Source organism: Demequina sp. NBRC 110051 (assembly GCF_002090055.1).
GTDB lineage: Bacteria > Actinomycetota > Actinomycetes > Actinomycetales > Demequinaceae > Demequina.
In genome coordinates, this window is the sequence record NZ_BBRH01000006.1 from 160,451 (window position 1) to 172,405 (window position 11,955).

At 70.2% G+C, this 11,955-nt stretch carries 12 protein-coding genes; 7 read left to right on the top strand and 5 right to left on the bottom strand.

The features are described from left to right. Positions 1–241: 241 nt before the first annotated feature. Positions 242–763, top strand: a complete 522-nt coding sequence (locus tag B7K20_RS00670) for a DapH/DapD/GlmU-related protein (RefSeq protein WP_159449279.1) — start codon at positions 242–244, stop codon at positions 761–763. Here B7K20_RS00670 and B7K20_RS00675 read toward each other — a convergent pair. Further along, positions 760–2,055 carry a right-handed parallel beta-helix repeat-containing protein gene (locus B7K20_RS00675; RefSeq protein ID WP_084099588.1) on the bottom strand — a complete coding sequence of 432 codons (1,296 nt, stop codon included), beginning with the start codon at positions 2,053–2,055 and terminating at the stop codon, positions 760–762. The genes B7K20_RS00670 and B7K20_RS00675 overlap by 4 nt on opposite strands. 215 nt (positions 2,056–2,270) lie before the next feature. Between B7K20_RS00675 and B7K20_RS13335 the strand changes: the two genes are divergently transcribed. Together B7K20_RS13335 and B7K20_RS00680 are read left to right on the top strand one after the other, a co-directional pair. Next, on the top strand, positions 2,271–2,393 hold the full coding sequence (locus B7K20_RS13335; protein ID WP_255372748.1) for a hypothetical protein: 123 nt from the start codon (positions 2,271–2,273) through the stop codon (positions 2,391–2,393). A gap of 42 nt (positions 2,394–2,435) precedes the next feature. Further along, positions 2,436–3,413 carry a sulfotransferase gene (locus B7K20_RS00680; RefSeq protein ID WP_084099589.1) on the top strand — a complete coding sequence of 326 codons (978 nt, stop codon included), beginning with the start codon at positions 2,436–2,438 and terminating at the stop codon, positions 3,411–3,413. On the opposite strand, the gene B7K20_RS00685 is transcribed toward B7K20_RS00680, so the two are convergent. The 4 genes from B7K20_RS00685 to B7K20_RS00700 all read right to left on the bottom strand — a co-directional run bounded on the left by B7K20_RS00685 (position 3,379) and on the right by B7K20_RS00700 (position 6,935). Further along, positions 3,379–4,233 (bottom strand): glycosyltransferase family A protein, encoded by an 855-nt coding sequence (locus tag B7K20_RS00685; protein ID WP_159449280.1) that lies wholly within the window; start codon positions 4,231–4,233, stop codon positions 3,379–3,381. The two genes, B7K20_RS00680 and B7K20_RS00685, sit on opposite strands and share 35 nt — an antisense overlap. Next, entirely contained in the window at positions 4,230–5,027 is a 798-nt protein-coding gene (locus B7K20_RS00690; protein WP_084099591.1) for a WecB/TagA/CpsF family glycosyltransferase, read from the bottom strand. The genes B7K20_RS00685 and B7K20_RS00690 overlap by 4 nt, the downstream gene beginning before the upstream one ends. Next, entirely contained in the window at positions 5,024–6,343 is a 1,320-nt protein-coding gene (locus tag B7K20_RS00695; RefSeq protein ID WP_144018451.1) for an O-antigen ligase, read from the bottom strand. Before B7K20_RS00695 ends, B7K20_RS00690 begins: the two co-directional genes overlap by 4 nt. A 67-nt stretch (positions 6,344–6,410) precedes the next feature. Then, positions 6,411–6,935 (bottom strand): inorganic diphosphatase, encoded by a 525-nt coding sequence (locus B7K20_RS00700; RefSeq protein WP_084099593.1) that lies wholly within the window; start codon positions 6,933–6,935, stop codon positions 6,411–6,413. A gap of 93 nt (positions 6,936–7,028) precedes the next feature. Between B7K20_RS00700 and dacB the strand changes: the two genes are divergently transcribed. The 4 genes from dacB to B7K20_RS00720 all read left to right on the top strand — a co-directional run bounded on the left by dacB (position 7,029) and on the right by B7K20_RS00720 (position 11,925). Next, a complete protein-coding gene (dacB, locus tag B7K20_RS00705) occupies positions 7,029–8,405 on the top strand; it encodes a D-alanyl-D-alanine carboxypeptidase/D-alanyl-D-alanine-endopeptidase (protein ID WP_144018452.1) in 1,377 nt (458 codons plus the stop codon). A gap of 3 nt (positions 8,406–8,408) precedes the next feature. Further along, positions 8,409–9,413 (top strand): tRNA lysidine(34) synthetase TilS, encoded by a 1,005-nt coding sequence (gene tilS / locus B7K20_RS00710; RefSeq protein ID WP_084099595.1) that lies wholly within the window; start codon positions 8,409–8,411, stop codon positions 9,411–9,413. 56 nt (positions 9,414–9,469) lie between these two features. Then, positions 9,470–10,009, top strand: a complete 540-nt coding sequence (gene hpt, locus B7K20_RS00715) for a hypoxanthine phosphoribosyltransferase (RefSeq protein WP_084099763.1) — start codon at positions 9,470–9,472, stop codon at positions 10,007–10,009. A gap of 80 nt (positions 10,010–10,089) precedes the next feature. Further along, positions 10,090–11,925 (top strand): O-antigen ligase family protein, encoded by a 1,836-nt coding sequence (locus tag B7K20_RS00720; protein ID WP_159449281.1) that lies wholly within the window; start codon positions 10,090–10,092, stop codon positions 11,923–11,925. The last annotated feature ends 30 nt before the right edge of the window (positions 11,926–11,955 follow it).

Here is an 11,955-nt window from a genome sequence, read left to right on the forward strand (position 1 = left end):
CGGTCTACACGGGCAACGCGCCTCCTCCGGTGGGCGGGGTTGCCCAGTGTTGGAATGGTGGCGTGGTGCGTTGCTGTGACGGTGCTTTGAACGGAGTACTTCGTGATTGGGGCCGGATGACCTACCCTCCGAACATCGGCGGCCAGCGGCGTCACATACTGGGGCGGTTGGGGATGCTTGCGTGCGTCGGTAGGGTGACGTCATGTCGCTGAGGTCACGTATCACCCGGGAGGCTCGCGCGATGCGCGCCCTCATCGTCCTTCGCGCCGCGGGGGTCCGCGGCGGTAACCGCTGCACGATGGAGGACCAGCGTGTAGCGGTCCGCAACGCGGGCGGCACGATCACGCTTGGAGACCGCGGCAACTTCGCAGCGCCCGAGGCCCGGGTCATGCTGCGCGCGGTCGCCCCGGCAAGCCTCTCGATCGGCTCCCGCTTCTACATCAACGCGGGCGCGAGCATCACCGCGTACTCGAGCGTCACCATCGGCGACGACTTCAAGATGGGTCCGTTCGCATCGATCGCCGACACTGCTGGCCACGAGATCACCGCGGGCGAGGGCGCGCGCATCGCGCCGGTCGTGATCGGCAACAACGTGTGGCTCGGCCGAGGCGTGGCAGTCATGCCTGGCGTCACCATCGGCGACAACGCGATCATCGGCGCGAACAGTGTCGTCACGAAGGACGTGCCCGCCGACACAGTGGTCGCCGGGACGCCAGCTCGCCCGATCCGCTCGCTCGCGCACTCGTCTACCCCTCGCCGCTAGCCGACCGCAACCGCTCGAGACGTCTCGATCCAGTACGAGTCATTGCGTCGGAACGTGACGGACGTGATGCGCGACGCCGTCGCGTCAGACGGAGCCGCGCCGCCAGCGAACTTGCAGTCCGTCGGCCACACATAGGTCCGCCCGCCGGTCGCGTCCTGGGCATACGAAAGGGTCAGCACCTGCCCAGGCGAGGGGTTGCTCATCGTCGTCGCAGTCACGTTGGCCGCAAGCTTGACCACGAAGTCCGACGAGCGTGTCGTGTCGAGAGTGATCGCGGACGCGGCGGCAACCGCTACGTCGACCGCGACACCGCGCACGAAGGTCCCCGCCCCGACGACCAGGCCACCGGCGGCGGAGGCTGGAACACTCGGATACGTGGACCCATGGACGAGTGCTCCGTCGGAGTAGTTGCCTGCAAGGAACCCGAGGAACCCAGGTGGGTTCTGCGTGGAGTCGTTCGGGCGAGCCTTGATGGCTCCGTAGGTATGGGTGGCGAACTTGCATCCGAACGCGACGATGCTTCCGCCCGCAGACGTGTCGATCGCATATCCGACGAGGTTCCCGCGGTGGAACTCGCACCCAAGCATGGACACGGAGGAGTTGCCCTCGAAGTACGCCTGGGCGTTGCCGGCGTTCACGTTGCCATCCCAGTGGGACGAGAAGAACGCTGCGGTGATCGCGAACCCACGGAAGCCAGAGCCCTGGTTGCGCTGGAACCAGCAGTTGATGAACGAGACGTCCTCGCTGGTACCATTGGGCAGGTAGCAGCCATGAGCTCCGTTGCCGTCGAACTGGCAGTTGACGGCAACGAGGGTCTGGACGCGATCACTGTAGAACCCGTAGGAGCCGTTCTTGACTGCCCGAACGTCGTCCATGCGGAAGAACCACGACCATCCAGTGCCGACCACGATCCCTCGGCCCGTGCAGGACGCGACAGTGACGTTCTTCAGCCGAGCAAGCGGGGTCTTGATCGCGAGGCCGTCGCCCATGACTCCGGTGATGGCGAGATCTTCGACGACAAACGGAACCCAGTTCGGCGTGGCGTCCGAGTCGTATGCACCAGGGAGCGCGCCGATGATCGAGCACGATGTCGTGAGGCGCGTGGCGTGACGGCCAGGCGACGGCTCGGGGTTCGTCTCCGAGGTCCCAGCCGACGGGTCGTGGCCCGTCCCGCGTCCACGAATACGAATCCAGTTCGGAGTAGAGGCGTGGTCGGCGGGCGCGATGGTGAAGCCTGCAAAGTCGCCGTATCCCACCTCGATCGTGCCGCCGCGAGCAGGCAGGGTTGCCACAGCGGCGTTGATCGTCGCCTTCGCGCTACCCCAGGAGGCGCCGTCGTTCGCGTCATCGCCGTCCGTGATGACGTAGAGCGTGGCGGTGTGCTCGAGCGGCGTCCCGAACCGAGCAAATTGCTATGGGGCCCGAAAGGGCCATCTAGGACCTCGCGGTTCGCCTACGCGGTGTCGCGACTCTAAGAGTTGAGCTATCGGCAGAATCGATCTTTCACGTGGCGATGTACATCGGCAACGGCCAGGTCATGGAGGCCACCACGCCGGGGAACAAGGCCAAGACGCATTCGCTCTACGGCTGGGGCACCGCGCACCTGATGCCATACATCGGGCGGCCGTAGGGCTCGCCTCGGGCTCTCGCTGGCGCTGCTAGGTTGAGCGCCATGTCCTCGACCCCCCCGGCTCCGGCGCCGGGTGAGCCGTTCGGGGGGCGCGTACCGGTGTTTGTGGGTGGGTGCCTCCGCAGCGGTACAACCTTGATGGCGGGCCTGCTGGGCGCCGCTCCGGGCGCCAGTTCACTCACGGGTACGGGTGTGCCTAAGGACGAGGGGCAATACTTGCAGACTGTCATGCCCTACGGGCAACGCGGCGGCACCACTCGCGCGGGCTCGTGGCCACAGACTTTTATGGATGAGCGCGATGCTGTGGGCCGTGAGGGTGAGGTGCGCGCGCATCTGTGGGAGGCGTGGTCGCCGTTTTGGGATCCGCAGGCGCGGTGGCTGGTGGAGAAGACTCCCAGCAACCTCTCCCGGGTGCGGTTCCTGCGCGCGGTCCTTCCGGACAGTCGGTTCGTGATCCTGATGCGCCACCCGATCGCGCAGGCGCTCGCGGTCCAGAAGTGGTCCGCGTCCGTCGCTGGCCGCTACCTGCAGACCGACCTCGAGCGGACGGTGGAGAATTGGTTCCGACTCATGGACCATTTCACGGACAGCGCCGCAGGGCTCGACGGGCTCCAGGTGGTGCATTACGAGCACCTGGTCGCGGATCCCGGCACGGTGGTGGAATCGGTGATGCGGGGGCTCGGGATGGACGGAGCCGTGCCGTCGGTCGAGGCGGTCCGCGGAGGTGACACCGGGCCGTATGCCGAGAGGTGGGCGGCGCTGGCCGCCCACACGCGTGCGGCGTCGCGGGCCAACCGCACCATCGCGTGGAACGAGGGATCGGCTGAGGGGCTGGCGCGGGTCGCCAAGCGCGCGGCCCGGGCCGCGATGATCGACTCGCGGCTGCACGTCGCCGTGGACAGGTGGGTGCTGCCGCGGGTGCGCGCGCGGATCGTCGCACGCTTTGGGGAGCGTGCCGCGGCGTACGGTTACGACATCGAGGATCTCAACGGCTGCGCCACGCCGCCGCCAGACGCCTGAGCTGATGGCGGGTGACGAAGAAGAGCATCACCGCACCGGCGCGAGCCTTCTCGGCGGGGGAGTCGGCGAGCCTCCAGCGCGCGTGGGCGACCTTGAAACGGTAGTACCGGCGGGTGCGACGCAGCATGACGGGCGCGTAGCGGGCGAGCAGGCGCTGGGACGCCTCGAGCTGCTGGTGTGCCGAGGTCGAGAGACGCACGTCGCCGTGCGAACGCTGCACCACGGCGACGGCATTGATGGCCGCGTAGCGCCGCCCGTCCAGCAGGAGGCTCGCGACGAGGTCGACATCCTCGCCCGAGGGCAGCGTCGCGTCGAAACCCGGGCCCTCCGCCCAGACGGTTGCCCGGACGGCGATGTTGCCGCCGCGGGGAAATTCGAACGCCCCCTGGTCGAGGTAGGCGGCAGCGTCGAGGCCGGGGCGTACGGTCAGCCACCTGCTCCGGCCCTGGTCCTGCATGGCGGTGAGGGCGAAGTCCACCGCTTGATCGTCAAAGGCGTGCGCGAGCGCGGCGGCCATGCCGGGCTCCCAGAGGTCATCGTCGTCGAGGAACGTGATCGCGCCGCCCTCCGCGAGCTCTGTACCGGCATTGCGCGAGGCGGAGACGCCGGGCGACCCGTCCAGGCGCTCCAGGTAGGTGACGGCGATGCCGTTCTGTCCGTCCCGTGCGAGGGCCTGGCTGCGTGCGTCAGGGTCGGGGATGTCGGACACCACGACGATCTGGGCCACGTGGCCGCCGGCCTGGCTCACGATGGAGTCGAGACACTCGCCCAGCATCGCGGCGCGGCCGTGGGTGGGGACCACCACGGTCAGGCTGGTCACGGACGCGCGGCGGGCACTGGAGCGGGGGAGCGACGCTTGCGGCGCACCAACAAGACCGCGAGCTTCCACGGTTCCACCAGGTAGCGGTGCCACAGCCGCGCGGGGTTGCGTGCCAGGCGGTATGCCCACTCCAATCCAATGCGCCCCAGCCATCGCGGCGCCCGCGACTGGGTGCCGGCGTAGTAGTCGAAGGTGCCGCCCACGTTCGCGACAGAGGTGAAGGCGGGCAGCGAGTCCAGCCGCTCCAGGATCCACTCCTCCTGGGCGGGCATGCCCAGACCCACAAGCACCAGGTCCGCCGCAGCGAGGGCATCGTCCAACGAGGCGTACTCCTCGCCGCCCTGCCAGGCGAATTCAAAGCCGTCGTAGGACGTCCACACGAGTCGGCGGCTGCGCTCGCCCATCTTGGCGGCGCACCGGCGGGCGGACTCGGGAGAACCGCCCAGGGCGACCACGCGGATGGCCGGATCGGTGGTGAGCAAGGTGTCGAGCCAATCCGAGCTCCCCAGGCGGGTGCCGCCGCCGATCGCGCGCCGGTGGCGCAGCCGCGCGAGCGCCCACACGGGCCAACCGTCGGTGAGGACCACATCGGCGCTCGCGAGCCACTGCTGCATCGACGCTTCGCCCGCATGGGTGAGGTAGGCCGAATGCAGGTTGTGGTTGGCGATCCTCCACCCCTCGCGTGCGGTGATGGCCGCCACAATGGTCGCCGCATCCACGGGTGCGACCTCAAGGTCGAGCACCGGCACGTGGAGCCGGGTGCGGCGTTGCACCCGCACGGGCAGCGCGGTCATCGGGCACTCCTCGGGGGACGGGGCGATGCGAGTGGCACCAGGGCGAAAACGGCCACGGTGTACAGCGGAAGCAGGTGACCGGGATCATAGTCCTGGAACGCGAGGGGCACCAACGGAAAGGTCGCCATGGCCGCGACAGCGGCCGAGCGGTGGCGCAGTGCGTGCACCACGGGTCCCAGCAGGAACACCGCGAGGGCTCCCACCGCGAGGAGGCCGCCGCGGTAGTAGATCCCCACATATGTGCTGTGCGTCGCGATATTGATCTCGGAGCCCTCCCTGGTGGCCTTGATGCCGTAGCCCAACAGCGGAAACGGATGGGTGCGCATGAGCGCAAGGGTGTCCGCGTAGATGGACTCTCGGGTCTGAGACGAGCCAGGGCGGTTCTCGTCGAGCGAGGCGAGGAGCGAGGCCACATGGTCGCGCAGCGCATACGCCGTCACGGCGACTCCCACGGCCAGCAAGCCGGTGAAGAGCCAGACGCCTGGCATGCGCTGGCTGAGCGCCACGACGAGCCAGACGGCCAGCGCGACGGCGAGCCCCATCCACACCACACGGGAGTACGACACGTAGACGCCAAAGGCCGCGGTAGCAATCTGCGCGACCAGCACCCAGCGCCGTGCGATGTCGCGGCGCTGCCACAGCGCGATGGCGAGCAACAGCGACGCGGCGGAGACCGCTCCCTGCCAGGTGGGGTACGCCATCATGCCGGCCGAGCGCACCACGGGTCCGCCAAACCACGCCTGCTCCGCGAGGAGGTTGTCGAGCCACACCCTGGCCGGCTCCGGCGCGGAGTATTGCAGGCCGTGAAGCAGGGGCAAGGGAGAGGCGTGCGAGCCCAGCAGCCACCCGATCACTGCGGCGCTGCTGTTCGCGAGCCCCACCCAGACCAGAGCCCGCAGGAAGTCGTCTCCCATGCCTCGCGACGCCACCGCGGCGATGATGCCGGCGACCGCGACCCACACGGAGATATTGGTGGCCGCACCGAGCACGCGTGCCGGGCTGCCGAGCCCCGCGGCGACCCCCACCACCACCGAAAGGGCGAGTGCGCCCGCCATGAGGAGCGCGGTCGCGGCGGGCCATGGCAGGCGGCGGCGCAGCGAACCGACGCTCAGGAGGGCGGCGACGGGCCAGAACACGAATGCGAGGCCCACGGCCCAGGTGAGTGGGAAGTACCCCACCCACCGCACCATGAGGCGCTCGCGCCACGTGCGGGGGGAGGCGGCGCGCTCGCGGCGGCGCGGAGCGGCCGCGGCGAGCGGCGGTGGAGCAGCCGCCAGCGACAGAGGCACCGCGCTCTCCGGCGCGTCCTCCGTCACCGGCGCACTCACATCCATCCCGCCCCCCAGCGTTACGAGAAGGGGCGCGTCGTCGCGCCCCCAACAGCTAGTGCCCCGGCGGCGGCACCAGCGGGTTCATGTGCGCAAAGGACGTGCCCTTGGCGCGCTCGATCGAGGCCTTGATCTCCGCCTCGGCCTCCTCGCGGCTCACCCAGTGGGCGCCCTCGACGGACTTGCCGGGCTCGAGGTCCTTGTAGACCTCGAAGAAGTGCTGGACCTCCAGGCGGTGGAAGTCGGAGACGTCGTTGAGCTCGCGGCGCCAGGTCTGACGCTGGTCGCCCGCGGGCACCGCGAGGACCTTGTCGTCACCGCCGGCCTCGTCGCGCATGCGGAACATACCCAGCGCGCGGCAGCGGATCTGGCAGCCGGGGAACGTGGGCTCCTCGAGCAGCACCAGCACGTCCAGCGGGTCCCCGTCCTCGCCCAGCGTGCCGTCGATGAACCCGTAGTCGTCCGGGTAGCGGGTCGAGGTGAACAGCATGCGGTCCAGGCGGATGCGCCCGGTCTCGTGGTCCACCTCATACTTATTGCGCGATCCCTTGGGGATCTCGATCGTGACGTCGAATTCCATAACAAAGTCCTATGCGTCGTCGATGGCAGTGATGGCACTAGTGTGGCCCACGAAAAGAGGTGACGCGTGCGCGCAAGGGTAGCAGTCGGGGCTGTGTTGGTCCTGGCAACCGGCGCCGGCTACCTGGCCCTGGATGCGGCCGATGCCGTCCCCGGCTTCGTGACCTCCTCACCTCTCCCTGTCGAGCCTGCGCCCTTTCTGACGGCCGATGCCGTGGTCGCCTCTCCCCCCGGCCGCGTCGCCGTCCGCGGGGTCACCGACTCTCCGGCGCTGCCTGCGGCAGCGCACGTCCAGGAGCTGGCCGAGGCGGTGAGAGCGGACACGCGTACGGGCGACTCGACCAACGTGTCCGTCGTGGACCTGCTGACGGGCGAGGTGCTGGGGGACGTGTCCGCTTCCGATCCTCAGGTGCCGGCGTCCTCGACCAAGCTGCTGACCTCGGTGTCCGCGGTCGCGGACCTGGGGGCGGACTATCGGATGACCACGTCTGTCGCGTGGGACGCGTCGTCGCGCACGTTCACGCTCGTGGCCGGCGGCGACATGCTGCTCGCCGCGGACGAGGGGCATGGCGGCGACGGTTCTGACGCGAACGGCTGGGCCGGGCTGGGGGATCTTGCCGCCGCCGTGATGGAGGCCGTGCCCGCGCTCGCCGAGGGTGCCGTCACCGTCGCGGTCGACGACACGCCTTTTGAGGCCGATCCGGTGAACCCCGACTGGCCCGAATACGCGCTTACGTCGGGCTACATCGCCCCCGCCTCGGGACTGGCTGTGGACGCCGCCCGCATGACCGATGCCCACTACGCGCCCCGCTACGACGACCCCTCGGTCGCCGCGGGAGAAACGTTCGCCGCTCGGCTGTCCGAGCGTGGGGTGAGCGTCGACGGGGAGGTGACCCATGCACCGGCCGCCGGAAATGTGGTCGCGTCCGTTCAGGGCGCGCCGCTGAGCGAGGTCGCGGCGCTCACGCTGTACGAATCGGACAACACCATCGCCGAGATCACCTCCCTGGTGCACGCCATGGAGACCGGTCGGCCCACCACGGTGGAGGGCGCGGCGGCGGCGACGAAGGCGGGGCTTCAGGAATTGGGCGTGGACGTGAGTGGGCTCGAGCTCTTCGACGGAGCGGGGTTCTCCGAGAACAACCGCATCGCGCCCGCGCAGCTCACCGCGACGCTGGTGGGTGGGTACGCGACTCCCGCGACCGCCGATCTGCTGGACTGGCTGCCCGTGGGTGCGCTCGAGGGCACCGTGGTGAACCGGTACGTCGACACCGCCGCGGCGGGCCAGATGCGCGCGAAAACCGGGTCTCTCACCGGAGTCTCGGCGCTCGCGGGCGTGGTGCAGACCGCCGAGGGGAGGTGGCTCGCCTTCGCGGCCATGGCCGACGGGATGGAGTACAACCCCAGCGGACCGCGGCAGGCTTTCGACGAGATGGTCGTCGCTTTGGCAGAATGTGGCTGTGAGGGATAACGCGTGACCGGACCACACCCGTCCGTCGCCGCCGTGCGCAACGCGGTGCGGGAATCCCTCGACGGTTGCGACATCGGCACCCGCGTGTGGGTCGCCTGCTCGGGCGGACCCGATTCGCTCGCGCTCGCGGCCGCCACCGGCTGGGTGGGCCGCAAGGAGGGCTACCTCACGGGCGCGATCATCGTGGACCACGGGCTGCAGCCGGACTCCGCTGTGGTGGCCGAACGCGCCGCGGCCGAGGTCCGCAAGGCCGGCATTCATCATGTGTTTGTGGAGCGCGTGACCGTGGGGCGCGACGGCGGGCTCGAGGCCGCCGCCCGCAACGCCCGGTACGCGGCGCTCAATGCGCGCATCGACGAGGTGGGCGGGCATCATCCTCATTTGCTCACGGGCCACACCATGGACGACCAGGCCGAGACCGTCCTGCTGGCCCTGGCGCGGGGGAGCGGGGCGCGTGCCTTGGCTGGGATTCCGGCACGGCGTGGGCGGATCGTGCGCCCGCTGCTGTCGCTGCGTCGCAAGGACACCATCGCGGCCTGCCAGGCCTTGGGGCTGGACCCGTGGCACGACCCCACCAATACGGCGACGGACGGCCCGCGGCGCTCGGCGCTGCGCACCCAGGTGATGCCGGCGCTCGTCGAGGTGCTGGGGCCCGGTGTGGTGTCCGGGCTGGCGCGCTCCGCTGCCTTGTTGCAGGCCGACGCCGACGAGCTGGACCGTCAGGCGCGCGCCACCTTGGGCTCTGCCCCGCAGTCGCCCGACGAGCAGTGGCGCTGCGACATGCTCGCGGCCCTGCCCGACGCGATCCGCTCGCGCATGATCAAGATGCTCGCCGAGCATCGCGGCGCCGGTGCGCTCACCGCGGCGCATGTGAACGCCGTCGACCAGCTGGTGATCGGCTACCGCGGCCAGGGCGCCGTCTCGTTGCCGGGAGGCTACGAGGCCAGGCGCGAATATGGCAGGCTGGTCATCTCCCACCCCACCCGAGAAACAGGCGACCGGTCCTAGCGGGCCGTGACGCATCGGATATCCCCGGAAGGATCCCCGTGGACCCCCAGTACGACATGGACGACTTCACCAAGATCATCGTCACGGAGAACGAGATCCGCCGGAAGCTCGACGAAATTGCGGCGCGGGTGCGCGAGGACTACGCGGGCGAGGAGCTGCTGCTGGTGGGCGTGCTGAAGGGCGCGGTCATGGTGATGGCCGACCTCGCGCGGCGCCTGCCGCCGCAGGTGCAGATGGACTGGATGGCGGTCTCGTCGTACGGCTCGGGCACCAAGTCGTCCGGCGTGGTGCGGATCCTCAAGGACCTCGACGCCGACCTCACCGGCCGCCACGTGCTGATCGTCGAGGACATTATTGACTCGGGCATCACGCTGCACTGGCTGCTGGGGAACCTCAAGTCGCGCGGTGCGGCCTCGGTCGAGGTCGCCGCGCTGTTGCGCAAGCCCGACGCCACCCAGGTCGACATTCCCGTGCGCTACCTGGGCTTCGACATCCCGAACGAGTTCGTGGTGGGCTACGGGCTCGACTACGCGGAGCACTACCGCACGCTGCCCTTCGTCGCGATCCTCAAGCCCGAGGTCTACGGGGACAACTGACGCGGATGGCGACTTCGAGGGGGAGTCGCCGGACCGCACGGTCACAGGCTCAGCAGACGCGGACTTCGAAGTCCCGGGCCGTGGCCGCTCCGGCGCGAGATGCGTGGGCCACGCGCGCGCTGTGGCTGATCCCGCTGGCGACGGTGGTGTTCCTGCCGGGCGGCTCCAGCCGATGGGTGCTGCCCAAGTTGTTGGTGGCGGTGGTCGCGGTGGGCTGTGCGCTGCTGGCTCCGGCCGCGGGGAGGCTGCCGCGCTGGTGGCTGTGGTGTCTGGGCCTTGGCTCGGCGGTGCTGCTGGTGGCCTCTTTGGCGTCGGAGTCGCCCGTGGCGGCAGTGGTGGGTCGATGGCCCCGCTACGAGGGACTCGTGGCCGTGCCGGTCTATGCGGCTCTGGTGTGGGCGGGGGCTCGCCTGCTAGGGCCCGGAGTTGATCGGCGGCTTGTCATGGCGCGGCGTGGTGTGTTTGTCCGCGCCATCGCCTGGTGCGCGGTGGCGCTCGGGTTCGTGGCCGCGCTCGAGGCTGCCGGGTTGCGCCCCATTTCTTCCGACGCCCTCCGTCCCGGGAGCCTGACCGGCTCTGCCACCGACCAGGCGCTCCTGGGGGTTACCTTCGCGGCGGTGCTGGTGGGGGCGCTGTCGGCGCGCGCCTCCCTCGACGGCTGGTCGCCTCGGGACAGCCGCACGCTGGTGCTGTGGGTGGGTCTGCTCGGCGCGCTCGCGGCCGTGGTGCTGTCGGCATCCCGTGCGGGCCTGGCGGCGTTGGCGATCGCGATGGTGGTGCTGGCGGCTGTGGGCGTGCTGGGCCGGTCCGGTCCCCGTTCGTGGCTGTTGCCTGCGCTCGTGGTTGGGGTGGGAGCGGTGGCGGCGTTGCTCGTGCCCTTGACGCGAGGGCGCGTGCTGGGCACCGCCGACCTTCAGGCCGGGCTCTCCGATCGCCCGCTCATCTGGGGGGACGTGTGGGCCGTCTTGCGTGAGCAATGGTGGCTGGGGTGGGGGCCCAGCGGTCTCGCCGATGCGGTCGGCTCCGCGCATTCGCAGGAGTGGTACGACGAGGTCGGCCCCTTCATGGCCCTGGACTCGCCGCACAACGTGGTGCTGCAGGTGTGGGGCGCGGGTGGTGTGGCGCTGGTGGTGCTGGCGCTGGTGGCTGTCGGTCTTGCTGCGCGCGCCGGATGGAGGGTATGGCGCGAGGCTGATGCCGACGGCCGCGCGTGGGTGACCGCTGCGGGCGCAGCCGTGGTCGCGGTCGTTGCCGGGCTCATGGTGAGCGTGACGAGTCCCGCGGTGCTGGCCATTCCGCTCGTGCTCGCCGGAGCACTCATCGCCGCGCCGCCTGCCCACGCTGACCGGCTCGCCTCGGACTCCGCCGAGACTCCCACGCGTGCGTGGCTGCGGCCCGCGGCGTGGGCCAGCGTCGCCGTGTGGGCCTTTGTCCTCGCCACGGCCACGGCGGCGGAGTTGCCCTTTGCTCGCGGCGAGCAGGGCGGCGACGTCGCGGCGCTCGAGACCGCTCAGACGTTGCGCCCGTGGGACAGTGACACCACCGGCAACGCCGCTCAGGTCCTCGCCGGCGTGACCGACGCCGGAGGCCCGGGTGCGGCGACCGCTGGCGCCACTGCGGTCACCTGGGCCGACGCCGCTTTGTCCCGGACGCCCGGTTCGGTGGAGCATGCCAAGGCGCGCGCCGTCGCACTGGATGCCACGGATCCCGTGGCCGCCGCCGCGAACTGGGAAACCATGGCCGAGTGGCTCCCGCGGGACTGGTGGGTCGCGCAGCGCCACGCGCTGGCCCTCGCCACCGTGGGCGAAACCGACGGTGCACTCTTGGAGGCCGAGCGTGCCGTGGCCCTCGCGCCCGACAACGCCGATCTCGCCGACCTAGTCGCCGCGCTTGAGGCGCGGTCCGCCGTTTCCTGAATTTTTCCATTCTGAACTGTCCCTGAACGG